Below are 24,812 nucleotides of genomic sequence, written 5' to 3'. Positions count from 1 at the left end.
TGCGACGCGCCACCGTGTCGTGTCACCGCGCGCACCGGGCGCGCCGAAGAGGCACGCGGCCTCACGGCGCCCCCCCGTGCAATCGCCGCACCCACTCCCCCCCTTGCGCCCTGGACTCGCGCTGACTCACGTCGTCAGGTGCGGCATGGGCCGCAGGTGGTAGCGGGCCTCGAACGCGTTGAACAAGTCCAGGTACTGCTCCAGGTAGCGCGTGAGCAGGAAGCGGCGGCGCACCGTTTCGTGCGCGTGGTGCCCCAGCTGGTGGCGCAGCTTCGGGTTCCGGAGCAGTTGCACGATGCGCTGGGCGCACTGGTCCACCGAGTCCACCAGGAAGCCGTTGTGCCCGTCCTCTATCTGATGACGGATGCCGCCCACGTTCCCTCCGATGACGGGCGCGCCCTTCCACATCGCCTCCGCCACCGTGAGCCCGAAGCCCTCTCGCAGTGACTTCTGCACCACCACCGCCGCGCGGCGCTGGAGCGCGTTCACCAGCGCCGTGTCCTCGCGGCTGAGGACGATGAGCCGCTCGTCGCGGTGACGCGTCACCTCCTCGTAGACCTGCTGCCCCTCCGGGTCGTCCGATGCCATGTTGCCCAGCAGCACCAGCGTGCACGGCATCTCCTTGCGCGCGAGGCGCCACGCGGCCACCACGCCCTCCGGGTCCTTCCACCGGTCGAAGCGCGACACCTGCACCACCAGCGGCAGGTCCGTGGGGATGCGGTGGTGCTGGAGCCGCTCTTCAATCTCCGAGTCGCGCATCTCCCGGTTCTTGATGGAGAACGGATCGATGGCCGGCATGAAGAACACCTGCGGGATGGACAGCTCGCGCGCGTACTCCGGGATGCTCAACACCGTCGCGTCGTACTGCTCCACGAACGGCTTGAGGTACGCCCACAGCGACGGCTCCGGATTCGACAGGTCCACGTGGCAGCGCCAGATCCACGGCCCGCGCTTGCGGCTGTGCCGCACGATGGGCAGCGGCTGCGGGTCGTGGATGACGACCCGGTCGTGGTCCAACCGGTTGCGCACCGCGTTCTCGTAGACGACCTCTTCGTAGATGGTCGCCTTCATCGACGTCAGGTGGATGTCCGCGCCCTGCAGCGCGTTGTGCATCTTCTTCGTGATGTTGAAGAAGTCCGGCGGCCCCTGGATGGCCCGCCACTCGGTGGCCATGCCCACGCTGTTCATCAGCAGCGTCATCGGCGACAACAGCTCCGCCACCCCGCCGCCGTAGTACGTGGAGTTGACGTGCGCGACCCGCAGGTCCTGCAGCGGACGCGCCTTCTCCAGGATGCGCTCCACCACCTCCGCGCCCACGTAGCGCTCGTAGTGCTCGACCTGGACGAGGGGGTAGGGGTCTCCGGGATTCGTCGCCATACCCTTGTGTGTGTCCGCCCGCCGGCAGGTGCCACCCGGGCGCCTCCATCCGCCCACCCGGCCGCCCCCTGCGCCCCCTCAGGCCTCCTCCAGCACGTGCGACACCACCCAGAGCGGCGTGTCCCCACACTGCACCAGCAGCTCGTCCCCCTGCCGGGCCAGCAACGTGCCCGGCTCCGCGCGAGGGTCTTCGCCCCGCCACGCCCGCGTGCGCTGAACACGAACCCAGCGGCCATCCAGCCGGGCCCGCGCATCCCCCCTCCCCTCACGCCACCCGGCGAAGCGGCACGCGCGCACCTTCAGGTGCACGGAGCGCGCGCTGTCGCGCCAGTCGATGTCCCGGTACGCCGGCTCGAAGAAGGGCGCGAAGGTGGCGTCCACCTCCGCCTGCCGCTCGCCCACGTCTCCCCGCGCCACGCGCTCCACCACGCCGGGCAGCAGCCGGCGCGACGCGAGCATCAGCTTCTCGAAGACCACCTCCTCCGTGTCCTCGTCCTTCACCGGGAACATGCCCTGCGCGAGCACGGGTCCGGTGTCGAAGCTCGCGTCCATGCGGTGGAAGGTGAGCCCCAGCTCGCGAGCGTCCTCGCGCAGCGCCCACCCCAGCGGACAGGGCCCCCGGTACCGAGGCAGGAAGGACGGGTGCACGTTCACCGCCCCCAGGCGAGGCATCGCCAGCGCCTCCGGTGGCAGCCGCCACGGGAAGAAGAAGCACAGGAGGAGGTCCGGCTTCAGGCCCGCCAACCGGGGCGTCAGGTGCGCCCGCTCGCTCACCAGCAGCACGTCCACCGACGGCGGCGCGGCCTCGAAGAGCCGCCCCAGCTCCGCCCACCCCTCCATGTCCAACGGGCGCAGGCCCCGGATGCCCGCCGGAACCACCAGCGCCACCACGTCATGCCCCTGGGCCCTCAGCGCCAACGTGAAGTCGTGCGCCACCGCGGGGGCCACGGTGAGCAGCACGATGCGCCAGCCAGACGCGGCACCCGGAGTCGGCATGGCCGTGTCCTAACAGTTCACCCGCCGTATGCACCCGGCCAACGCACGCGCCATGCCCGGAAATGAAAACGCGCTCGCCCCGGGATGGGACGAGCGCGTGGGCTCAGCCGAAGTGCTTCCGGTGCGTCAGACCGCCTTCAGGCGGGGCGTGCGCGTCTTGGGCGCGGGGGCGGCGACGGCCTCACGGAGCGCGTCCTTCTTGTCCGTGCGCTCCCAGGTGAACTCCTTCTCGGAGCGGCCGAAGTGACCGTACGCGGCGGTCTTCTGGTAGATGGGCCGCAGCAGGTCCAGGTGCTCGGTGATTTCGCGCGGGCGCAGGCCGAACGTCTGGCGCACGGCGCGGGCGATCTGCTCCTCCGGCACGGTGGACGTCCCGAAGGTCTCCACCATCACGCTGACAGGCTCCGCCACGCCGATGGCGTAGGACACCTGCACCTCGCAACGACGGGCCAGGCCCGCCGCCACGACGTTCTTCGCGATGTAGCGGCCCATGTACGCGGCCGAGCGGTCCACCTTGGACGGGTCCTTGCCGCTGAACGCGCCGCCACCGTGACGGCCCATGCCGCCGTAGGTGTCGACGATGATCTTCCGGCCCGTGAGGCCCGAGTCGCCCATGGGGCCGCCGATGACGAAGCGGCCCGTGGGGTTGATGAAGAACTTGGTCTTGTTGTCGATGAGCTTCTTCGGCAGGACCTTCAGGATGACGTCCTCGCGGATGGCCTCCTGGATCTTCTTGTTGGAGACGTCATCCGAGTGCTGCGTGGACAGCACCACCGCGTCGATGCGCAGCGGCTTGCCGTCCTTGTACTCCACCGTGACCTGGCTCTTGCCGTCCGGGCGGATCCACGGGTGGTTCTTGCGGCGCACCTCCGCCAGGCGGCGGGTCAGCGCGTGCGCGTAGTGGATGGGCGCGGGCATCAGCTCCGGCGTCTCGTCGCACGCGAAGCCGAACATCATGCCCTGGTCGCCGGCGCCCTGGTCCTTCTTGTTGTCCACGCCCCGGGCGATGTCCTGGCTCTGGCCTTCGATGGCCACCATGACGCCGCAGGTGTGGCCGTCATAGCCCATGGAGCTATCGGTGTAGCCAATGCGCGTGATGGTCGAGCGGACGATCTTCGGGATGTCCACGTAACAATTCGTCGTCACCTCGCCCGCGACGATGGCGAGGCCCGTCTTCACGAGCGTCTCCACGGCGACGCGCGCCTGCGGATCCTTGGCGATGATGGCATCGAGCACACCGTCGGAGATCTGGTCGGCGATCTTGTCCGGGTGGCCCTCGGTGACGGATTCAGACGTGAACAGGAAGTCGGTAGGCATGTCTTCTCGGGCTTCGCGCTAATTCGGTGACGCAGCGCAGGGGGCGGACACTAAACGTGCGGTCCCAGCAGAGTCAAACCTGTCGCTACGGGGGTTTATTCGACGCAAAGCGCCCTTCGGCCGGGCGGACCTGACGCCACGGGTGTGCCTGCCCGCCGGATGAATTTAATGGTTCGCGCGGCGTTCCCCTGGGCTACAGGACCCGCGCCCTTCTTCTGGAGGTCACAGACCCATATGAACGCCACTGCCCGCATTCGCACCCTTCCCTTCCTGGTTGCCCTCACCTTCGCCGTGCCCGCGCTCGCCGCGCCCAAGGCTTCCGAAGCCATCACCAAGCCGGTGAAGACCGTGGTGCAGTCCGTGCGCTACGAGAAGGACCTCAAGGCCCTGGAGAACCTGGGCAGCGACCAGCAGGGCCTCTTCCTGCTGGGGGACGAGTGGACCAAGGCCACGGACGCCCAGCGCAAGGAGTTCACCCAGCTCTTCCAGAACCTGTTCGCGAAGATCGCCTTCCCCAAGGTGCGTGAGAACTTCAAGAACCTGGACTCCATCACCTACGACGAGCCGCAGGTGACGGGCGACAAGGCGCTCGTGGGCTCCACCATCTTCATCAACCACCCGCTGAAGAAGCAGGAGATGAAGCTCAAGTACGCCGTGGAGAAGGTGGGCGGCGGCTGGAAGGTCGTGGACGTGTCCGTGCTGGGCGACTCCATGCTCACCGGCATCCGCGATGATCAGGTCCGCCCCCTCTTCAAGGAGGGCGGCTGGGAAGGGCTGCTCGGCGCCATGCGTGCGAAGAACAACGAACTGGGTTCGGTGAAGCTGAAGTAATCCAGTCAGCTGCCACCTGGACGGCCAGGCAACCAGGGCCCCGCCGACCCTCCGGGTTCCGGGGGAGGCGCGGTCCGGTTAGGCTAGGGCGTTCCTCCTCCCCCGGAGCGCCTGGCGAATGACTGTTTCGACCCCCGCCCCGCGGCTGCTGCTCCGGGGTGTGCCGTCCGACCGTGAGATGGACGCGTTCTGCGTCCAGTACGCGCCCCGGGCCCCCGGCCACCCCGCTGTCCGGGACCTGCTCCGGCTGCTGTCGGAGGTCCCCGGTGACGGCCTGGAGCCGCGCCTGGAGTGGGTGGAGCGGTGGATCCACTGGATGCGCGACCGCATCCCCGCCCACGGCCTCACGGAAGCGGACGACCGCGCGCTGTCCCCCGCGAACTCCCGGCTGTCCCTGCTGGTGCGCGTGCTGGAGGGCGAGAGCGCCCTGCGCGCGTCCGTCACCCGGCTGGTGGCGGGGGTGTGCGCGGGCAGCCGGGGCCTGAAGCTCTTCGCCCAGGTGGGCCTGAGCGCGGGCAACGGCTTCTTCTCCGAGCTGACGGACCGCTTCGTGCGCGGCGTGCTGCCCGCGCCGCCGGAGCCGGGCGAGCTGTCGGAGCTGCTCCTGCGCCTGTTCCCGGTGCCGGAGGACGCGGAGTGGCTGGGCGCGCTGTCCCCCATGCTGCTGGCGCGGCTGACGGCGCTGGTGGGCGAGCCTCCCCCACCAGAACCCACCCCGTCCTCGCGTGTGCGAGGGGACCTGATGGACGCGCTGATGCTGCTGGGCGTGCAGGTGGCGGGGCTGGGGCTGGCGGAGGACGTGCGCGACCGCACGCCGGACCTGTCCTTCCGCGCGTCCCCCTTCCTGCGGCTGCGGTTGGTGTGCGACGCGGTGCTGGCGCGCGACGGGGCCCAGGAGTCGCTGGCGGACCTGGTCCGCGTGGTGAAGGACTGCCGCGGGGTGGTGCGCACCGTCACCCGGCACCTGGAGGACTCCGGCGTCAGCGTGGACCTGGTGTACCGGCTGGAGCGCATCGGACGCGGCCTGGACCGGATGGAGGCCGTCGCGCGGGTGCTGGGCGCGCCCCGCGGCGAGCCCCGTTGGCGCGAGGCGCTGGCGCTCCTGTCGGACCTGCTGGAGCAAGCGCACGAGGACCGCTCCGTGCGCGCGCTGGTGCGCCGCAACGCGCGGCTGATGGCGCGCAAGATCATCGAGCGCACCGGCAACACGGGTGAGCACTACATCACCTCCACGACGGCCGAGTTCCACCACATGGTGGACTCGGCGGCGGGCGGCGGCCTTGTCGCCGCGGTCGCCGTCGCGCTGAAGTTCCTGCTCACCGGCCTGCCGCTGGCCCCCTTCTTCGCGGGCCTCTTCGTCGCGCTCAACTACGCGGGCGGCTTCGTGGTGATGCAGCTCTTGGGCTTCACGCTGGCCACCAAGCAGCCGTCCATGACGGCCTCCACGCTGGCCGCCGCGGTGAGCGAGGACGCGAGCCCGGACGAAGGCGCCCGGCGCATGGAGCGTCTGGCGGCCCTGGTGCCGCGCATCACCCGCTCGCAGCTCGCGGCCATCCTGGGCAACCTGGGCTGCGTCCTGCCCGTCGCGGTGGCGCTGGCGCTGGGCTTCCAGTTCCTCAGGGGCCACGCCTACCTCACCGCGCAGCAGGCGCAGCACGTGGTGGAGACGCTGCACCCCTGGAAGAGCGCGACGCTCCTCTACGCCGCGATGACCGGCGTGATGCTCTGGGCCTCCAGCGTGGCCGCCGGCTGGTTCGAGAACTTCATCGTCTACCGCCACCTGCCGGAGGCGCTCGCCCACAACCGCGTGCTGCGCGCGGTCTTCGGCGTGACGGGCGCGCGCAAGGTGGCGGACGCGCTGATGCACCACGCGGCGGGCGTGGGCGGCGGCGTCACCCTGGGCGTGCTGCTGGCGGTGATGCCGGGCGTGGGCGGCTTCTTCGGCATCCCGCTGGACGTGCGGCACGTCACCTTCTCCTTCGGCGCGCTGGCCTTCGCCGGGTGCGCGCTGGGCCCCTCCGCCGTGATGGAGCCGGGCTTCCTGGCGGCCGCCGCAGGGGTGCTCGTCGTCGGCGTCGTCAACTTCGGCGTGTCCTTCACGCTGGCCCTGGGCGTGGCCCTGCGAGCACGCGATGTCCCGGTGCGGGAGGGCGCGCGCTTCCTGGGCGCGGTGTTCCTGCGCTTCCTGCGAAACCCGCTCCCCTTCCTTCTCCCGCCCCGCGACGAGCCCGTCCCGGGTGGGACGCAGGCGCAGGTCGTCCCCCTGGGCGGGCCTCCAGGACACTGAAGTCGCGGTTTATTCCCTCGGGATAAGAGGCCCTGTCTCGCGCGGAGGTGGGGCGGACAAGCACCCCGGGCTTTGCTTCCGGGCGGGGACGTTCGGCGGTAGGGTCCCGCGCCCATGAGCGGCAATCCTTCCTCCCATCCCCCGCCCCGCCTCGCGCTGGCCTACGCAGAGATGCTGGTCCGGCGCCCCGGCACCGTCATGCTCGTGCTGCTGTTGCTGCTCGGCATTTCAGTGTGGGGCACGTCGAAGCTGACCATCAATTCGAACCAGCTGGACCTCATCTCCCAGGACCTGCAGGAGGTGAAGGACGTCAAGCGCGTCATCGACATGGTGGGCGGCAGCGGCTTCTTCATGCTCACCTTCCGCGGTGACGACGAGGCCACGCTCAAGAAGGTCGCGGACGACGTGGCCGCGATGGTGGGCAAGGACAAGGAGAACGCGCGCTCCATCACCTACAAGATTCCCGTCGAGTTCGTGCAGAACAACATGGTGCTGTTCGTGAAGACGGAGGACCTGGCCGAGGGCAAGCGCCGCATCATGGCGTTCCTCAAGGATCAGATCCGCCGCGCGAACCCCTTCTACATCGAGATCAAGAAGACGGAGCCGGTGAAGCTGGACCTGCAGGACCTGGTCGACAAGTACTCCAGCGTTGGCAACAAGAGCATCGCGGACGACTACTACATCTCCCAGGACCGCAAGCTGCTGCTGCTCCTCATCAAGCCGATGTGGGACACCAACCAGATTGGCAAGACGAAGGAGTACGTGGACAAGCTGCGTGTGGACCTGGAGCAGTACTCCAAGAGCAACGCCGCGGGCGTGCAGCTGGTGGAGGACTACTACAAGATGGGCGACAAGAAGACGGTCGCCTACGGCTTCACGGGTTCCTACAAGACGGCGGTGGACGACTCGTACGCCATCGAGGACTCGCTCCAGCCGGTCACCATCATCGCGCTCGTCGCCATCTTCGCCATCACCATCGCGTTCTTCCGCAAGTGGGCGCCCACGCTCATCGTGGTGAGCGGCACGGTGGCGGGCACGCTGTACACGCTGGGCTTCACCTACGCGACGCTGGGTGAGCTCAACATGATCACCTCCATCCTGGGCGGCATCCTGATGGGGTTCGGCATCGACTACGGCATCCACTTCATCTTCCGTACGCGCCTGGAGCTGGGCGCGGGCAAGCCCTACGACGTGGCCATCCGCGACGCGGTCATCAACGCGGGCCGTCCGGCGCTGGTGTCCGCGGTGGTGGTGGCCGGTTCGTTCTACGTGCTGATGGTGAGCGAGTTCAAAGGCTTCTCCCAGTTCGGCTTCCTGGCCGGCACGGGCACGCTGATGCTGGGCTTCACGCTGTTCTCCTGGTGCCCGGCGCTGCTGGCCATCGCGGGCCGCAGGAACCCGGAGCTGCCGCAGAAGCTCATTGGCGTGATGAAGCCGCCGCCCACGACCAACGCGTCCGGCAAGGAGCTGCGCATCCCGCGCCCCGGCCTGGTGCTGGCGGTGGGCTGCGTGATTGTCGCGGTGGTGTGCGGCGCGGCCATCCCGTGGAAGAGCGGCGAGCCCCCGGCGGACGCGGGCTTCTTCGCGCGGCTGCCGTACGGCGTGCGCTTCAACTACAACACCCGCGCGCTGATGCCGGCGAACCAGCCGTCCGTGGTGCTGCAGGATGAAATCAACGCGCGCTTCAAGATCGCCAGCGACCCGCTCGCCATCTACACCAAGGACCTGGCGGAGACGGAGGCCCTCTACAAGGAGCTGACGGCGGATCCGAAGAAGCGCCCCGCCATCTCCCAGGTGATGAGCCTCTTCACCTTCGTGCCGCCGGAGGGCATCTCGCAGGCGAACGCCAAGATTCTGGAGGAGTGGCAGGACGAGCTGAAGGAGATCGACGTGAAGGCGCTGCCGCCGGAGACGCAGGAGAAGGCGGCCCTGTTCTTCAAGATGCTGGAGGCGCGTCCCTTCGACGTGCACCAGGTGCCGGAGATCTACGCCTCGCAGTTCCGCCACCTGCCCACCACGAGCCCGGAGAACCACGGCTACCTCACGTTCATCTACCCGAGCGTGGACCTGTGGGACGGCAAGCAGATGCTCCAGTTCGCGGACCAGACCCGCTCCATCAAGGGCATGGTGACGCCGGGCAAGTTCACGGAAGGCGGCCCCACGGGCGCGCCGGTGGAGAAGGATTTCCGCGCCGCGGGCGCCACGCAGCTGTACGCGTCGCTGGCGCGCATGGTGCTCAAGGACGCGAAGCTCACGGTCATCCTCACCGCGCTGTGGATCCTGGTGATGCACTTCGCGGACTTCCGCAACGCGAAGCTGGCGCTGGCGTCCGTGATTCCGCTGACGGTGGGCCTGGCGATGATGATGGGCTTCATGGCGCTGTTCGACCTGCGCCTGAACTTCATGAACATCATCATCCTGCCCATCCTGCTGGGCTTCGGCGTGAGCCACGGCCTGTACCTGCTGCACCGCTTCCTGGAGGGCACGTCCCCGCTGGTGGCGCTGCGCAGCGTGGGCGCGGCGGTGGTGTCCTCCACGCTGACGGCGGTGGCGGGCTTCGCGGCGCTGCTGGTGGCCAGCCACAACGGCCTGCGCTCCATGGGCATCGTCGCCTGCATCGGCCTCATCACCACGCTGCTGGTGTCCTTCACGGTGCTGGCGGCGGTGATGCAGCTCATGCACGACAAGCGGCAGAAGGACGCGGGGCGTTCGTCAGAGGGCGGTTCCGCCTCGGGCGGTGACACGTCCTCCACACGCGCCGCCTGACAGCGCGGAGGAAGCGCTTAATATCCGCGCCGGACCTTTCGGCCCCGCCTTCCCCCAAAGGGAAGCGCGGGGCCGTTCTTTTCTTCGGGAGCTTCAAGCCATGGGGACGTTCAAGCGGGTGGGCGCGGTGCTGGGTCTGATGGTGCTCACGGGTTGCGCGACGGTGAAGAGCCAGCGGCTGCGTCCTGACTACGCGACGGTGGACCGGCTGCAGGTGAAGCGGCTGGCGGTGGTGACGCAGCCGTTCCCGCAGGGCCAGCAGTACATCGGCGACCTGTGGAGCCTCATCGCGCGGCAGTGGCTGAACCAGAACCGGGACTACCTGGTGAAGGCCAACACGTCCCTCCCGGAGCGCCCCACGGACCCCACCTTCAAGGAGCAGTGCGTGGAGGGCATCGAGGGCGTGCTCTGGCTGGCCCCCACGGTGAAGCGCGTGGGCGACGGCGCGGAGGTGGCGGTGAGGGCGCAGCTCATCCGCTGCCGCGACGGCGAGGAGGTCTGGGCCGCGGAGGCGGGCGGCAGCTGGGACTCCGAGGACAAGAAGTACGTGGAGCGCAAGGAGCAGTACGTGACGGAGCTGGGCAAGGACGTGGAGCCCTACGTGGTGCCGTCCTACAAGCTGCTGGTGGCCACGCTGGACACGCTGCCCAGTCCCCAACTGAACGACGCGGACACGGAGGAGAAGATCGAATTGGGCGAGTAGCGTCGCGCCCGGGTGGAACCTCAAGTCCTCATCGGAAGGCTGGTGCTGGCCACGCTGCTGGGCGGCGCGCTGGGCGTGGAGCGCGAGGCGCGCAACCAGGCCGCGGGCCTGCGCACGCACACGCTGGTGGCGCTGGGGGCGTGCTGCTTCACGCTCTCCAGCGTGTACACGGAGGAGTTGCTCCGGATGGGCGCGAACCCCAGCGGCACGCAGACGGACATCAGCCGCATCGCCAGCCAGGTTGTCGTGGGCATCGGCTTCCTGGGCGCGGGGGTCATCCTGCGCCACGGGGAGGCGGTGAGAGGGCTCACCACGGCGGCGAACCTCTGGTTGACGGCGGCGGTGGGCCTGGCCTGCGGGCTGGGCCTCTACCTGGCGGCCGGGGTCACCGTGGCCCTGGCCCTCCTGTCGCTGGTGGTGCTGCGCCCCATCTCCCGGCTGCTGTCGCCCGAGGCAGGACGGCACGGCGGGCGATACAGGAAGCCGCCAGAAGGTGGAAACAGCGAGGACGGGCCCCCCACTGGTGAAGAGGGGTCCCGTCCCGAGTGACGCGCGGGTTCCAAGGCGGCGTCAGACACCACCATTAGCGTCGTGGCATGGCGACACAGCCCGCAGCGCTACGAGCAGCAATCTCTGGATGGGTGCTCCTGGCCCTGTTGCTGGGATGCGCGGGAGGAGGATCTGCGCGGTTCTGGTTCGATACGGAGCGCCGCCTCGTTGTCGCCGGCCCCATGGTGGGTCCTTTCGACAGTCTGATGGCTCTGGCCCCTGAGCTCTGCAAGGTGGTGAGACAGATGCCCGGCGCCACGGCGGGAAACACGCGTGAGGGACAGGAGTACTGCGGGGTCATCTACCAACGGAATTTCGAGTCGTCGTTCTACGCCAGCCATCCGTCGACGCTCAGCCATCCGCTGCCCTTGCCGGGTGGGAGGAAATCCTGCAAGCCACCGGAGCGAGTCGAAGACCCGGACGCACGCACCATCAACATCTACGCGGACTACCACAGCCATCCCGCCATCACGGGGTTCTCGCCGGAGGATCTCCAGGCGCGCACACAGCGCTATTACTTCCGGCTGATGTTCAACCCCGTGTGCGAAGTCCGGCTCTATGACTTCCAGGAGCGAACCGTCTTCCTGCTCGAGGCCGGTCAATTCGTGCCCGTGAAGCGAATCACGGACGATCTGCGCGGGCAGTAACCCTACAGTTCGCGGTGAAAGCCTTTCTGGAGCGAGGACACATGAAGCGTCTGGGCCTGGCACTGCTGCTCTTCACGGCGTCGGGGTGCATGCACCTTCACCGGCCAGCGCCCGTGGCCCCTCCCGAAGTGGCGCAGGGCATCCACTTCCCGGAGTGGCGCAAGGAGGACTCCACCACCGTGCAGGGGCCCCAGCTCAAGGCCCTTCAGATCGCGTTGGATGACTTCATGCCCCCGGGGCGAGGCGCGCCCGGTGGCGCGGACCCCATGACCCGGTGCCTGTTCCGGCTTCCCACCTATGACGCCTGGATCCAGCGTGGCGACAAGGTGACCTTCATCCACTTCACGCCGCTGGAACAGGAGCGCTGCGGCCTCAAGTCGGAGGTCATGGATGCAGGCGCCAGCTACGCCGTCAGCGACGAGGGGGTCATCCTCAAACGCGAATGAGCCGCGAGGAAGCACCTGCTTCCTCACGGCCCCCAGCGCACACCCTCGTCCGGACGCCCGCTACTCCATGGGCACCAGCGCGCCCGTCAGGTCGTGCGTGTAGGCCACCGGCCGGTGCGGCGCATCTCCCATGTCGCGGCGCGCCTCATCGTCCAGGTCCAGCGCGCCCTCGGCCAGCATGGCGCCCGGGAGGCTGGCCAGGTCCCGGCGCAGGTAGACGTCATCCCCGTCCAGGTCCGCGACGTCGGAGAAGCGCACCGGGTATTCCCGCTCGAAGATGCGCCCCTTGCCGATGGTGAAGCCGCGTGGGTCCACCGCGACGATACCGCCGAGCGCTTCGCCGTCCCGGTCCCGCACCGTCATGCCCCGCTGAATGTCCGTTGGCTTGAACACGCTGCTGCCTCCTGCATTCGTGTCCGGCGAACGTGCGCACTCCGCCTGGAAACGGCGACCCCCTCCCCTCGCATTCATGCGAAGGGAACAGGGCCTACACGGACTCAGGCTCGGGATCATGCACCGGCGACAGCAGCGAGCCTTCCTGGCCGCCGAAGCGCCGGTCCATCTCCGTGCGCACGAAGCGCTCGATCTCCTCGGCGGTGGTCAGCTCCATGGCGCCCTGGAGCATCTCCAGCGCTTCGCTCCGGCTCACCCGGCGCATCATCCGCTTCACCACCGGAATCTGCCCGGACGTCATGGACAGCTCGTCGAAGCCCAGCGCCAGGAGCACCAGGGTGAAGAGCGGGTCGCCCGCCATCTCGCCGCACATGGAGACGGGGATGTTGGCGGCCTTCGCCGCGTCCACGATGCCCTGGAGCATGCGCAGCACCGACAGGTGCAGCGGCCGGTAGAGGTACGCGACCTCGCGGTTCTGGCGGTCGATGGCCAGCGAGTACTGGATGAGGTCGTTCGTCCCGATGGAGAAGAAGTCCGCCTCCTGCGCCAGCCGGTCCGCGATGGTCGCCGCGCTGGGCGTCTCCACCATGATGCCCACCGGGAAGCGCTTGCCCACCGGCACTCCCGCGCGCCCCAGCGCCGTGCGGCACGCCTCCAGCTCGCTGCGCGCCTCTCGCAACTCACTGACGCCGCAGATGAGCGGGAACATCAGCCGCAGGTTGCCGTGCACGCTCGCGCGCAACAGGGCGCGCAGCTGGACGCGGAACAGCTCCCGGTTGGACAGGCAGTAGCGGATGGCCCTGAGGCCCATGGCCGGGTTGGGTTCCTTCTCGTGCTTCGTCTTGCCCGGCACCTTGTCGCCGCCCAGGTCCAGCGTGCGGATGGTGACGGGACGCCCGCCCATGGCCTCCAGCACCTGCTTGTAAGCGCGGTAGTGCTCCTCTTCCGTGGGCGCCGTCTTGCGGTCCAGGAACATGAACTCCGTGCGGTACAGGCCAATGCCCTCCGCGCCGTGAGCCAGGAGCGAGGGGATCTCCTCCAGGAACTCCATGTTGCCGTTGAGCCGGATGCGGAAGCCGTCCGTGCTCACCGCGGGCTGATCCTTGGTGGTCAGCGCCAGCTGCTCGCTCTCCAGGTAGCGGCGCTGCTCCTCACGGAACAACGCGAGCTGGTCCTCCGTGGGGTTCACCAGCACCACGCCGCGAGTGCCGTCCATGGCGACCAGGTCGCCCGGGGAAATCTGCTCGCTCGCGCGGCCCGCGCCCACCACCGCGGGCGTCTCCCGCGCGCGGGCGACGATGGCGGTGTGGCTCGTTTGTCCGCCCAGGTCGGTGACGAAGCCCGCCACGCGACCGCTGCGAGCCATCATCGCAGCGTCCGCGGGCGGCAGGTCATGCGCGACGACAATGGCCTCCGCGGGCACCTCCACGTCCTCGTCCACCACCTGGCCCATCAGGTTGCGGATGATGCGGTCGGCCACGTAGTCCACGTCCGAGCGGCGCTCGCGGAAGTACTCGTCCGGGATGTTGTCGAAGAGGTGCTTGATTTTGCGGGCCGTGCGCCGCACCGCCCACTCCGCGTTGATGCGGTCCTCCACGATGAGGCGGTTGACCTCGTCCACGAGCATGGGGTCGTGGAGCATCAGCCGGTGTGCTTCCAGGATGAGGGCGTGGTCGCTGCCCTCCGTGCGCGTAATCTGGTCCTTGAGCTCCGCGAGCTGGCGGTCGGACAGGTCGATGGCGGTCTTCATCCGCATCCGCTCGGGTTCCACCTCCGCGTCCGCCAGGCGCAGCTTGGGCGTGCGGATGCGCTTCCTGTCCAGGATGAAGGCATGGCCCACCGCCACGCCCGGGGAGGCGCCGATGCCCGTCAACCTGAGTGTAGGGGTGGCCTGGCTGCTCACGGTTCTCCTGACCTCATGGGGAGTCTAACTCCCCTTTGGACGCTTACTGCGCTTCGCCAAACCGGTCCTCGATGAGCTTTTTCAATTCGGACAAGCAGGCCTCGGCATCCTCGCCCTTGCAGGTGAGGGTCACCTGGGTGCCCTGGGCCGCCGCGAGCATCAGCACGCCCATGATGGACTTGGCGTTGGCGCGCTGCCCGGAGGCCTTGATGAAGACCTCGCTCTTGAAGCGGTTGGCCACCTTGACCATCTGCGCCGCGGCCCGGGCGTGCAGCCCCAGCGCGTTGATGATCTCGAAGGTTCCCTCGGCTTCACTGGCCATCGTGCGACTCCCGCTTCACTCGACTGTTCGTACTCACAGAAAGGCACCCGCCGCGCAGGCCAATCCCGCCGCGACGTAGAGGACCACGTAGGTGGGGACGCGCCGGTTGACGAGCACGTACGCCAACACGCCCACCGCCAGGCATCCCACCGCCAGGAACGGCGCCCAGGTCCCGCCCGCCGTCGCCCCGAAGCTCAGCGCCAGCCACGCGGCCAGGCCGCCCGCGCTCGCCGCCGCCACGCCCCGAAGCCTCGCGCCCTTGGCGGGCAGGTTCACCCGCGCCACGGCCTCCACCAACCGGTCTCCCAGATTCAGGCCCAGCCAGTACAGCCGGATGCGCAGCAGCAGGTGAACCAGGTTGTACAGCACCAGGAAGAGCGCCACCGCCCAGACGCCCAGGAGCGGCACCATGGCCGCGCACAGCCCGCCCACCGCGGGCTTGAGCGACAGCCAGAAGAACCCGTCCCCCAGCGCCGCGAGCGGCCCCATCAGCGCCGCCTTGAAGCCCACCACCCGGTCCGGCGTCTCCTCCCCCCGGGCAATCTTCTGCTCGTGGTTCACCACGCCGCCCACGATGGCCGCCGCCACGTACGGGTGCGTGTTGAAGAAGACCAGGTGCCGGCGCACCGCCGCCTCGCGCAGCGGGCCCGGCGGGTACAGCTTCGCCAGCGCCGGGTAGACGGCGTACGCGAGCCCCAGGTTCTGCATGCCCTTGGGGTTCCACGACGCCTGGAGGAAGAGCGAGCGCAGGAACACGCGCAAGAGCGTGCCCCGGGACAGCCGCACGGGCGGGGTGAAGGCCGGCGCGGCGGCGGGCTCGGAAGGCACGGGCGTGGGCGTCGTGCTCAAGGCCGCTGCTCCTGCAGCTGCACCAGCACCACCGCCGTGGTGACGGCCGCCGCGGCCAGGCCCGCGTACAGGGGCGCGCGCTTCGCGTGGCTGGACTGCGCGGCGATGGCCGCCGCCACGGACGCCATGGCCGGGTACGCCCACGCCAGGCCCCGCACCATCCCGTGCGGCAGCGCCACCATCAGCGGCTCCAGGAAGTAGCCGGCCAGCGCGCACGCGCCGGTGATGGCGCCGTAGGACACGAAGTGCGGCCACATGCCCCACAGGTTCTGCCGCATGGCGCGGTTGAGGTTGCCGGCCTCCGCGGAAGACAGCGCCACGCGCGCGAGCCGGGCGGAGTAGCCCTCCAGGAGCCGGTCCAGCCTCCGCCCCACCCGCCCCAGCCCGATGAAGAGCAGCACGGCCAGCGACCAGATGGCCGGCGTGGAGCCCGCGCCGGTGGCGGCGGTGAGGGTGGCTGCCGCGGCGGCGGTGCCGGTGGCCGCGAGCGTGTCGTTCTCAGGGAGGGAGGCGCCCAGGTTGGCGGTGCCCAGGTAGAACAGCTCCAGCAGCATGCCGACGGACAGGCCCCCGCCCACGTCACCCAGCAGGGCGCCCATGAACGTGGCGGCCACCAGGGGCCGGGACAGCATGGCCTGGAGGAACGCCTTGCGCTCCACGGCCACCAGCCCCCCCCAGAGACACGCGAGCGCCACCTGGGTCCAACCGACGTTCACCCGCTCACCCGGCCTTCGACCAGCGCTCGGTCAGGTCCGGCAGGTCCACGGACTTCTCCGCGGGCACGGCGCGCGCCTCCACGCGCACGCCCTGCGCGGACAGCTGCTGGAGGGCCTGAAGCTCCCCTTCCGCCAGGAAGACGGACGGCGACACCTGCCGCCTTCCGGTGCCGAAGTGCACGTTGCCCAGGTTGAGCTGGTCCATGACCAGCCCGTGCTGGAAGGCGAAGGGCACGGAGGCGACATCCCTCAGGAGCACCAGCGTGCGCACGCCGTCCTTGGACAGGGCGGCGAAGTCCACCTGGGCGAGGGGGAGGATCAGCACCTCGATGGCGCTCTGCACGGCGAGCGCCATGGCGGCACGGATGAGTGGACTGGAGGCCGCCTCATCGTCCGCCACCACAACTCGGGACACCTTGAGGTGGGGGAGCCAGGCTTCGACGACCTGACCGTGGATGAGGCGGTTGTCGACGCGGACCAGGGTGATCACGGCAGTCTCGAATCGCCGACCCGTACGGGTCCGTCAAGTTCGCGGCTGCTGCTGGGCCTCGCGAAGCAGGGCGGATGCACAGGTGATGTTGCGCTGGCCGTACGACGCCAGCTGGTTGGCCATGTCCGACAGGGCCATCTGCTCCGAACGGAGCGAGTTGGCCTTCAGCAGCATGGGCAGATTGACGCCGGCCAGGACTTCCAGATTCATCCGCTGACACATCATCAGCGATTCCTTACAGGGGGTACCTCCGAAGAGGTCGGCCATGATGATGACACCGTCCCCTTCATCCACGGCCTTCACGGCCTGCTTCATCTTGGCGCGAAGGTCCTCCACTGGGGCCCCCGGCTCGATGTTGCAGGTGGCCACGGCGGGCAGCTTGCCCACGATCTGTTCAGCGGTAGAGACAAGCTCATCCGCGAGACGCCCGTGCGATGCGATGACGAGGCCGACCATTGATCACCCCTGAGCCACTTCCCGGGAGAATTTGCGTCCTACGCTCATCAACGACCGGACGCAACTCCGGTGAAGCATTCCGCCTGCACCTGGGAACCGCTGCCCCAACAACTTCGCTTCGAAGGTAAGGCGACTGCGCCCACCATGCCTGGAATTTCAGGTCCGGGGAAGGGACACGGTGTCGTCTGCCGGACGGGGAGCCGGGCGCGGTCTCCCCACGCTCTAGGAGATGCGCGGTGTGGCCCCGCGGTGCGTGCCCCGCGGGACGAGCCCGGCACCCCCGCTCGGTGGGTAGGAAGGCGACCGTGCCATCGCAGGGGAGCGGCTGTATCACCTGGGAATCCCGGGAGGGCCCGCGAGGTCCAACGATACTCGGGGCGTTCCGGATTCTTGGGACCTGTCGCATCGGGTGTGGTGTCTCAGTGGACGACCAGGCGAGCCCTCTGCTCGGCGGGCCGGATGCGGGCGGTGGCGCCGGCGCCGAAGGTGAGGAAGTCCTCCTCCATGCCGTCGCTGAAGATGACGCCGCCCTGGGGCATGCGGGACTCGAGCACCAGCTCCGCCTGGGCGGTGACGAAGCCGCCGACGATGTCCGCGCTGGAGTGACGGCTGACGAAGGGCTCGCGCACGACGAAGGCGAGCCGCGCGTCCTCCCAGCCGAGCGTCCAGGGCTTCCCCGGCGTGCCGCCCGTGCAGCGGGTGAGGCCCTGCGCGAGCGCGAACACGGATGACAGCCACCCGCTGGAGCCCGCGCCCGTGGACACGAGCACGCCGCTGGAGGACTGCGACTCCTCCTTGCCGCCGTAGCGGACCTGGTAGCGGGCGGACACGTGCGTGCGCGCGCCGATGAACAGGTCGTTGAAGGCGAGCAGCCGCTGGCCGTCCTGGAGCCGCGCCTCCGCCAGCTGCACCTGGCGCATCTTCGCGCGGCCCTCCAGGGTCCGCTGCACCGCGCTCCGGGCGTCGCGAGGGAGGAAGGGCAGGAGCACGCCGTCGAAGCGCTCCGGGTCCGGGTTGACGCCCACGAGCGGCTGGCTGCCCACGTACTTGGCCACGTTGGCGACGAGCCCGTCCTGCCCCACCGCCACCACCACCTCCTTGCCGGTGAAGAGGAAGGTGGGCACGAGCGAGCGGTCCACCTGCTGCACCGGCAGCCCCACGTCCAGCTGCGAGCGAAGGCCGTCCACCGCGCGGCGGTAGGTGTCGTCCTCCGCCTCGAACCCGTTGAAGTCCTGGCCGTTGTGCTCCACGTAGAACTTCGCCTGCTTCTTCGTGTTGAAGCGGACCACCAGGTCCGCCAGCCGCGTCTTGCGCGTGACGAGCACGACTTTCTCGAACATGGCGAGCCTCCTTCCGGGGCCTTCAGCGGTCGAAGTGCTGGACGTCCGCGCGGCCGGGCTTGTTCGGCTTGGGGCCCGAGCGGGGTCCCGAGCTCGGGCCGGAGTCCGAGGGCAGCAGTGAGCGCAGCAGGTCCGGCGACACGTTGAGCTCGCCGATGCGCTGCGCGTTCTCGCCCATCTCGCGGAAGGCCAGGGCGATGTGGAGCGCGGGGTCGCCGCCATTGGCGGACGCGGCCAGGAGCGTCTTCCAATCCACGTTCTTCACCGGCTCCAGCGTCTTCTCCAGGGTGTACGCGCGCGCGTCCGCGGACTGGCGCTCGTTCTGGACCCAGCGCTCCATGAGGGCGGCGCGCTGCTCCTCCACCGCGATGTCCGCGGCCATCTTCGCCTCGCGAATCTGGCGCAGGCGCTCCTCCACCACCAACTCCGTGGCCAGCTCGCTCTCCTTGATGCGCCGCTCCTGCTCCACGGCCGCGTTGCGGCGGGCGTAGATGGCCTCGTCGGCTTCACGCTGGAGCCCTTCGCGCGCGGCGGCTTCCAGCGCGCGGGCCATCTCCGGCGTGGGCTGGATGGAGAGCACGGAGAAGGCCATCACGTGCACGCCCAGCGACTTCACGGACTCCGCCTCCGCCAGCGCCGCGAGCACCCGGGCCTCCAGCATGTCGGACTGCACCAGCACCTCGCGCAGGCTCAGGGACTGCACCACCGCGCGGGCGCGCACCTGCGCGGCCTGCACCAGCCGGTCCGACAGCTTCTCCGGGTCGTCGGAGCGGTGACGCCCCGCCGGGGTGATGGAGTAATCCAACAGCCCCGCCAGCCTCCGCGCGTCCTCCACCCGGTATGTCAGCTGCCCCTGAATCGTCACCGGCTGGAAGTCGCGGGTGACCTCATTGAAGGCGAACGGGACGTCCGCGCTCGACAGGGGCACCGCCACCAGCGTCGTCGCCGGCTTCCAATAGAGGAACGACAGGCCCGCGCCCTCCCGGACCACCTCGCCGTCCCGGTACTGCATCACGTACGTGGTCGGCGTCGACTTCATGTACCCGATGAACATCCGCGCATCCCCCTCACCTGCTGCGTTTGGTTTGTGTAACCTGGACACCATCTTAGTGTCATGCGTACACATTCGCAACAGAGAGTGCGGGAAAGCGGTGTAGGTGGCGTGGATGCCGGTGGACGGGGCGGGGCCGGGCGTCCTTGAATCGGGGGCATGACGCGCAAGCTCGGGGAGCAGTTGATCCTGGATGGAGTGCTGACGCCGGAGGTGCTGTCCCGGGCGCTCGCGCGGCAGAAGGAGACGGGGCTGAAGCTGGGCGAGTGCCTGGTGCGGCTGGGCGTGGACGAGACGCCGGTGTTGCGGCTGTTGGCGCAGGAGTTGAAGACGCGCTTCGTGTCCACGGAGAAGCTGGCGCAGGCGAAGGTGGACGCGGCGCTCTTGGAGCGGGTGCCGGTGCGGCTGGCGGAGGGCTTCGACTTCATGCCGCTGCGGCTGGTGCAGGACGCGCTGTACGTGGCCATCTCCGAGCCGCAGCGGCAGCGGGCGTTGGAGGAGATCGCCAAGACGGTGGGCGTGGAGCAGGTGCTGCCGTTCATCGCGGTGCGCAGGTCCATTCGCGCGGCCATCCGGAAGCACTACTACGCGGACGCGCACGCCTTCGAGCACCCGCCGGAGGACCTGGCGTGTCCGCACTGTGGCGCGTCGTGCAAGCCGGGGGACTTCCAGTGCGCGCGCTGTGAGCTGCTGCTCGTGAGGAGCGTGGAGGACCTGCCGCCCCGGGACAACGTGTCGCTGGTGCGCGCGCTGCTCACGAGGCCGGAGCAGACAGGAGCGAGCGGTGTGCCCCGTCCGCCGCAGCAGGAGGCGACGCGGGTGGTGTCGTTCCAGGCACAGGCCCAGCCGAAGACGAAGGGGCCGCCGGTGCGGCCGGTCATCGTGGCGGGGCTGGACCTGGTGAACCGGCCGCTGAGCCCGTTCGAGGCGTACGTGCTGTCGTTCGTGGACGGGCGCACGGCGCTGTCGGACATGGCGATGATCACCCAGGTAACGGAGCTGGAGCTGCGCGCGGTGTTCGAGTCGCTGTCGGAGCGCGGCGTGACGAAGCTGGTGGGCACGCTAGCGTCGGCGGAGGTGGCGTTCACGGGGGACGGTGTGCCCGCGTTCTCGCGCGAGCCGAAGACCGTGCCTCCGGCTGCGTCCGCGAAGGTGGCGGCGGCGCCGGCGGCCCGTGCACAGGCTCCGCGTCAGGCGCCGATGCCTTCGGTGTCGCTGGCCGCAGCGCTGACGGCGAAGCCTCCTCCCGTGGCGCCGGCTCCGGTGGCCAGGAAGGAGGACGCGCAGGAGGAAGTGCTCCAGCGCGTCGTTCGGCTGGAGCAGGCGGGGAAATTGGCGGAGGCGCTGGACCTGCTGGAGCGCAGCATCGGGCTCTTGCCGAAGCCCGCGCCGCTCTACAACCGCATGGGGATGATCCTCCTGAACCACCAGCGCGATTACGAACGCGCCAGTGCGTTCTTCCAGAAGGCGTCGGACCTGGAGCCGGAGAGCAGCGTCTACACGATGAACCTGTACTCCGTGCTGGCGCTCACTGCTGAGGCCACGAACGCGGGACAGAAGAAGCCCCGGCGCTGAAGGTGCCCATGCCCTCCCCTTCCGAGTTGTACCTGTTGGACTTCCACGCGCGCCTCGCGGGCGTGACGTCGCGATGGTTCGGGCACGCGCCCGTGCAGTGGGATGGTGAGACGGCGCCTTCGACCTATGCGCTGCTGGAGGCAGTCGTGCCTCTCGACGCGCGGCCCCTGGCGGTGCTCGACCTCGCGTGTGGGGATGGCTACCTCCTGGAGCTGCTCGCTCGGAGGAAGCAGCCCGGGCTGTCCTTGATGGGGCTCGACATGAGTGAGCACGAGCTTGCCGCGGCACGGGGGCGGTTGAACGGGGCGGCGACACTGTTCCAGGGACGCGCGCAGTCGCTTCCATTCGGCGACGCCAGTGTCGATGTCGTGTTGAGCCACCTGGCGCTCATGCTGATGGACGACGTGGAGACCGTGCTCGCGGAGCTGCGGCGCGTGCTGAAGCCGGGTGGACGGGTGTCCATCGTCGTCGGTGGAGACCTGGTGCCGGGCAACGCGCTGGAGGTGTTCGCTGGACTCATGAAGAGCGCGGCGGCGGGTCCTCCCACGTGGCTGGGCGACCCTCTGGTCCGATCCAGCGATGGGTTGCGAGAGCTCTTCGCCGAGGGCTTCGTGGAGGTCACGGTGCGGTCCCTCTCCGTGCAGGGGGATGGGCCCCCGCAGGAGGTCTGGGAGTCGCTGCTCACGACATATGACGCGGACCGCTTGTCTCCGGCGGCGCAGGCATCGATCAAGGCCGCTTTCCTCCAGGCCGTGGAACCGCTGCGGCGCGCGGATGGCAGCGTTCCGTTGCGCTGGGGCATGCGGCAACTGACGGCGACACGGGAGGCTCTCGCGACATGACGCTTCCCAAGAAGGGCAGCCGCCGGGTTCGCTTCGGTGAGACCCATTTCTAGTCGCACCAGAGGGCCATCACTCCGGGCCAGGTTCGCGACATGAGCCAGCGGGCACTCTCGGCGGGGTGGAGGCCCCTGGTCGCGGGATTTCCGTTCCGCTTCGAATACAGCGTTCCGCTGGATACTCCCGGAACCCTCTTCCGAGAGCCCGAGCCCAAGAAGACCGCGCCCGCTCCCCGAAGGAAGAGGGCGCGGATGCACAAGCTGAGAAGGAGACGATGTGCAGTGCCTTGTCTGCTTCCGTGGCCGGGCGCTCAGGTGCCGCTCGGCAACAACCGCCGACAGACGAACCCCTCCTGAGTGGGAGTACAGGCCGTTGCTCCGAGCTCCTCGAAGACGTGCCGCAAGGTTGCAGTCAGCTTGACCCCGAAGACCTCGATTTCGGACCACGGGGGATCATGTGCGAACGCACCGTGGTGCTCGTTCACATCACCGGCGATCCGGGCACACATCGCCTCAGGCGGTTCTCCCTCGAGCACGGCGAATGACGTGACGCCCACCGAGAGAGGATCAACTGCCGCATCCGCCAGGCCGCTCTTCCAAACGCTTTGGACGACGGGAGTGTTCTCGCGCGACTCAACGACCCATACGTGAAAGACGCGAGCCAGCTCAGCCACCCGGTATCCAAAGCCCTGATCCACCACGATCCCCACTTTGTGCGGCGGCATTGGCATGGTGCGGTCCCCTATCGCATGCGGCAACTGACAGCGATCCGAAAGCCCTGATCAGCTCCCGCGCGTCCACGGGACGACGTGCAGCGTGTTGCCGTCCTCAACGGGCTTCGTCTCGTGGAGCGTCATCGCGAGGGCGCCTGCCGCGTCGCGCGTGTGATGCACGATGAGCGCAGGGGTGGGAATCCCGGGCATGGCTTCCGTCAGCCATGCGTAGCCCTCCTCGGGGGTCTTCGCCTCCAGGACGCAGATGGTGGCGTGTCCCGTTTGCGCCGCGGTGCAGAGCATCTCCATGTCCTTCAGCGTGCGCACCTCGTCCGCGAAGACGAGGTCCGGGTCCTGCCGTAGGAACGAACGCAGCGCTTGCACCAGCGGCAGCTCTCCGCTCACCTTCACGACACCGATGGCGCCTCCCGGCCCTCCCTTCGGCTCCTCCACGGCCGCCAGCGCGTGCACGTTGTCGGGCAGCGCATCCATCACCGCTCGCAGGGTCGTGCTGCGGCCCGTGTTGGATGCTCCCGTGAGCATCACCAACTGACCGTTGAACAGCGTCTTGTCCAGGCGGTTGAAGAGCCCCTTGAGGAACGCCGCGTGTTCAGCGGAGAGCGAGAGGCTGGTGATGCTCGGGTACGCATGGCGCGTCTCCCGGTCCCTCGCCAGCACCGTGGTCCAGGTGCCCAATTCGTCTTCGCGGAAGGACACGCGGAACTCAACCTCCGGGTCCGACGCGCCCACCGGGAAGGACACGTGGCCCCGGTCGGGCATCACCGGATCCGCGCCCCGCTTCGCGTGCGCCGCCAGCGCCTTCCCCAGCGGCCGATACAGCTCGTACGCCAGGGGCTGACGCACCGGCACCCGCTCGGCGCCCAGCAATCCCACCGTGCCCGGCGTGTCCTTCGCGATGAAGAACAGCGTGATGCCCGCGCTGATCACCCGACCGCCCGTCTCCGCTCGGGCTTCGTCGCTGTCGTCTTCGTCCTCGACGCTCTCCGTGTCGTCCGCCGCCCAGACGGAGAACATCGCCGCGCCCGTCTGTCCCGCGACGACGAAGAGGGCCGCCGCCAACGCTTCCGGCGTCCTCGGGGAGGCGGTCGCTCCGGTGGGGGCCCGGCCCGCTTCCCCCAGCTTCTGGAGCAGGCTTGCGAACACGGCTTCCGGCGTGGCGGGGACTTCGGACTTCGGGCTCGGAGTCGTCATGGGCGCGGACCATGACATGGCCCGTCATGGCCCGACCACGCTGGAAACGGCCCCCGGGAAGCCCCTCCTCCTTGGAAACCGGGACGGCTGCCGGCCTGCCTTGAGAACGGGCGAGGAAGCACGACAGGAAGGGCTGCCCTCCAGCAGGCGCTTGGGTAACATCGCTTGATGTTCAGGCGTCTCACCAACGCGCTGCGACGGCTGTGGCACCGCCCCTCCGAAAGCAGCCTCCCGGACCGGCAGAGTCTGCCCGGCGGTACCGACCCCACCGTCGCCACGCCCCGGCGCTCGCGCGCGTCGGTCGCGGAGGAGGCCTCGCCTCCGGTCCGCACCAGCCGCCCGCGCCGCCCGGCCGTCCGCATCGTCGCGCACGGGGCCGCCCCGCATGTCAGCAACCGCAAGACGTCCCGCCGCACCGGCGTCACGCATCCCCGCTTCTACGACCTGCACGACGACTTCCGCGCCCCCGGCCGCTGGGAACCCGGCGACCCGCTGGACCCGGAGGACAAGGAGGTGGGCGACGTGTGGATGTTCACCGCCGGGCGCCCCGTGAACCCACCCGGCCCCCTCCACATCCCCAATGAGCTGAGGGCCGCCCCGCTGGACTTCAGCCTCGCGGGCGCCAGCCTCACCCCCGTGGTGCACCCGCGCGTCGCCGCCGTGTTCGCGCGCCTGGCGCCGGAGGACGTGCAGCTCATCCCCGTGAACATCGAGGGCCAGCCGGAGCCGTACTTCCTCGTCGTCGCCACGCGCCTCATCCGCTGCGTGGACGAAGCCGCCTGCCTGGAGGTCCTCCGCTACGGCCCCGGCGACGGCGTTCCCGCGCGCGTGGGCCAGTACCGCTCCGTGCGAGGACTCCGCATCGACCCCACCCAGGTGGGCCGCGCCCGCGTGTTCCGCCCCTGGGGCTGGCCCGTCACCCTCGTCGTCTCCGAGGTCGTGAAGGAGGCCCTGGAGAAGGAAGGCATCACCGGCGCTCGCTTCACGCCCATCACGGACACCCAGCACTGAAGACCGGGGTCCGCGAAGGCGGTC

Annotated in this window: 24 protein-coding genes; 10 read left to right on the top strand and 14 right to left on the bottom strand. The window is 69.2% G+C overall.

Annotation, left to right across the window (positions count from 1 at the left end; translation table 11 throughout):
- Positions 1–126: 126 nt before the first annotated feature.
- From D7X30_RS02695 to metK, 3 genes are all read right to left on the bottom strand, one after another.
- Entirely contained in the window at positions 127–1,377 is a 1,251-nt protein-coding gene (locus D7X30_RS02695; RefSeq protein WP_120561238.1) for a glycosyltransferase, read from the bottom strand.
- A gap of 78 nt (positions 1,378–1,455) precedes the next feature.
- A complete protein-coding gene (locus D7X30_RS02690; protein WP_120561237.1) occupies positions 1,456–2,373 on the bottom strand; it encodes a methionyl-tRNA formyltransferase in 918 nt (305 codons plus the stop codon).
- A gap of 126 nt (positions 2,374–2,499) precedes the next feature.
- Entirely contained in the window at positions 2,500–3,690 is a 1,191-nt protein-coding gene (gene metK / locus D7X30_RS02685) for a methionine adenosyltransferase (RefSeq protein WP_120561236.1), read from the bottom strand.
- 234 nt (positions 3,691–3,924) lie between these two features.
- Between metK and D7X30_RS02680 the strand changes: the two genes are divergently transcribed.
- From D7X30_RS02680 to D7X30_RS02650, 7 genes are all read left to right on the top strand, one after another.
- On the top strand, positions 3,925–4,521 hold the full coding sequence (locus D7X30_RS02680) for an ABC transporter substrate-binding protein (RefSeq protein WP_120561235.1): 597 nt from the start codon (positions 3,925–3,927) through the stop codon (positions 4,519–4,521).
- A 118-nt stretch (positions 4,522–4,639) separates the two neighbouring features.
- Positions 4,640–6,808 (top strand): site-specific recombinase, encoded by a 2,169-nt coding sequence (locus D7X30_RS02675; protein ID WP_120561234.1) that lies wholly within the window; start codon positions 4,640–4,642, stop codon positions 6,806–6,808.
- 114 nt (positions 6,809–6,922) lie between these two features.
- Entirely contained in the window at positions 6,923–9,574 is a 2,652-nt protein-coding gene (locus D7X30_RS02670; protein WP_120561233.1) for an RND family transporter, read from the top strand.
- A gap of 100 nt (positions 9,575–9,674) precedes the next feature.
- Positions 9,675–10,277, top strand: a complete 603-nt coding sequence (locus D7X30_RS02665) for an MXAN_6521/LA_1396 family lipoprotein (RefSeq protein WP_120561232.1) — start codon at positions 9,675–9,677, stop codon at positions 10,275–10,277.
- Between the two features lie 12 nt (positions 10,278–10,289).
- On the top strand, positions 10,290–10,826 hold the full coding sequence (locus tag D7X30_RS02660; RefSeq protein ID WP_233591331.1) for an MgtC/SapB family protein: 537 nt from the start codon (positions 10,290–10,292) through the stop codon (positions 10,824–10,826).
- A gap of 206 nt (positions 10,827–11,032) precedes the next feature.
- The gene (locus D7X30_RS02655; RefSeq protein WP_233591330.1) at positions 11,033–11,473 is read left to right on the top strand and encodes a DUF4329 domain-containing protein; all 441 of its coding nucleotides are present in this window, start codon (positions 11,033–11,035) and stop codon (positions 11,471–11,473) included.
- Between the two features lie 41 nt (positions 11,474–11,514).
- Positions 11,515–11,919: a hypothetical protein gene (locus D7X30_RS02650; protein WP_120561230.1), complete on the top strand. Its 405-nt coding sequence runs from the start codon at positions 11,515–11,517 to the stop codon at positions 11,917–11,919.
- Positions 11,920–11,979: 60 nt separating this feature from the next.
- Here D7X30_RS02650 and D7X30_RS02645 read toward each other — a convergent pair whose 3' ends face one another.
- The 9 genes from D7X30_RS02645 to D7X30_RS02605 all read right to left on the bottom strand — a co-directional run bounded on the left by D7X30_RS02645 (position 11,980) and on the right by D7X30_RS02605 (position 19,442).
- Positions 11,980–12,312, bottom strand: coding sequence for a hypothetical protein (locus D7X30_RS02645; RefSeq protein ID WP_120561229.1), 333 nt, complete (start codon positions 12,310–12,312; stop codon positions 11,980–11,982).
- A 94-nt stretch (positions 12,313–12,406) separates the two neighbouring features.
- Positions 12,407–14,215, bottom strand: a complete 1,809-nt coding sequence (gene ptsP / locus D7X30_RS02640) for a phosphoenolpyruvate--protein phosphotransferase (RefSeq protein WP_120561228.1) — start codon at positions 14,213–14,215, stop codon at positions 12,407–12,409.
- A 43-nt stretch (positions 14,216–14,258) separates the two neighbouring features.
- Complete coding sequence (locus D7X30_RS02635) at positions 14,259–14,537, bottom strand: HPr family phosphocarrier protein (RefSeq protein ID WP_120561227.1); 279 nt, start codon at positions 14,535–14,537, stop codon at positions 14,259–14,261.
- A gap of 33 nt (positions 14,538–14,570) precedes the next feature.
- Complete coding sequence (locus D7X30_RS02630) at positions 14,571–15,365, bottom strand: PTS system mannose/fructose/sorbose family transporter subunit IID (protein WP_370039438.1); 795 nt, start codon at positions 15,363–15,365, stop codon at positions 14,571–14,573.
- A 17-nt stretch (positions 15,366–15,382) separates the two neighbouring features.
- Positions 15,383–16,102 (bottom strand): PTS sugar transporter subunit IIC, encoded by a 720-nt coding sequence (locus D7X30_RS02625; protein ID WP_120561226.1) that lies wholly within the window; start codon positions 16,100–16,102, stop codon positions 15,383–15,385.
- A 4-nt stretch (positions 16,103–16,106) separates the two neighbouring features.
- Entirely contained in the window at positions 16,107–16,592 is a 486-nt protein-coding gene (locus D7X30_RS02620; RefSeq protein WP_120561225.1) for a PTS sugar transporter subunit IIB, read from the bottom strand.
- 33 nt (positions 16,593–16,625) lie between these two features.
- Positions 16,626–17,048, bottom strand: a complete 423-nt coding sequence (locus D7X30_RS02615; RefSeq protein WP_014399911.1) for a PTS sugar transporter subunit IIA — start codon at positions 17,046–17,048, stop codon at positions 16,626–16,628.
- 419 nt (positions 17,049–17,467) lie between these two features.
- Positions 17,468–18,388 (bottom strand): NAD+ kinase, encoded by a 921-nt coding sequence (locus D7X30_RS02610; RefSeq protein ID WP_120561224.1) that lies wholly within the window; start codon positions 18,386–18,388, stop codon positions 17,468–17,470.
- Between the two features lie 22 nt (positions 18,389–18,410).
- Positions 18,411–19,442, bottom strand: coding sequence for an SPFH domain-containing protein (locus tag D7X30_RS02605; protein ID WP_120561223.1), 1,032 nt, complete (start codon positions 19,440–19,442; stop codon positions 18,411–18,413).
- A 156-nt stretch (positions 19,443–19,598) separates the two neighbouring features.
- On the opposite strand from D7X30_RS02605, the gene D7X30_RS02600 reads away from it, so the two are divergent.
- Entirely contained in the window at positions 19,599–21,014 is a 1,416-nt protein-coding gene (locus D7X30_RS02600) for a general secretion pathway protein GspE (RefSeq protein WP_120561222.1), read from the top strand.
- 8 nt (positions 21,015–21,022) lie between these two features.
- On the top strand, positions 21,023–21,856 hold the full coding sequence (locus D7X30_RS02595; RefSeq protein WP_120561221.1) for a class I SAM-dependent methyltransferase: 834 nt from the start codon (positions 21,023–21,025) through the stop codon (positions 21,854–21,856).
- 307 nt (positions 21,857–22,163) lie between these two features.
- Here D7X30_RS02595 and D7X30_RS02590 read toward each other — a convergent pair whose 3' ends face one another.
- Together D7X30_RS02590 and D7X30_RS02585 are read right to left on the bottom strand one after the other, a co-directional pair.
- The gene (locus tag D7X30_RS02590) at positions 22,164–22,583 is read right to left on the bottom strand and encodes a hypothetical protein (protein ID WP_147443077.1); all 420 of its coding nucleotides are present in this window, start codon (positions 22,581–22,583) and stop codon (positions 22,164–22,166) included.
- A 51-nt stretch (positions 22,584–22,634) separates the two neighbouring features.
- Positions 22,635–23,777, bottom strand: a complete 1,143-nt coding sequence (locus D7X30_RS02585) for an ATPase, T2SS/T4P/T4SS family (protein ID WP_147443076.1) — start codon at positions 23,775–23,777, stop codon at positions 22,635–22,637.
- Positions 23,778–23,945: 168 nt separating this feature from the next.
- Between D7X30_RS02585 and D7X30_RS02580 the strand changes: the two genes are divergently transcribed.
- Positions 23,946–24,788, top strand: coding sequence for an imm11 family protein (locus tag D7X30_RS02580; protein WP_120561716.1), 843 nt, complete (start codon positions 23,946–23,948; stop codon positions 24,786–24,788).
- The last annotated feature ends 24 nt before the right edge of the window (positions 24,789–24,812 follow it).

The sequence above is a fragment of the Corallococcus sp. AB011P genome, assembly GCF_003611605.1.
In the GTDB taxonomy this organism is placed as follows: Bacteria; Myxococcota; Myxococcia; order Myxococcales; family Myxococcaceae; genus Corallococcus; species Corallococcus coralloides.
Note: the sequence above shows the minus strand (reverse complement) of the source record. Positions and strands in the feature narration are given on the sequence as shown.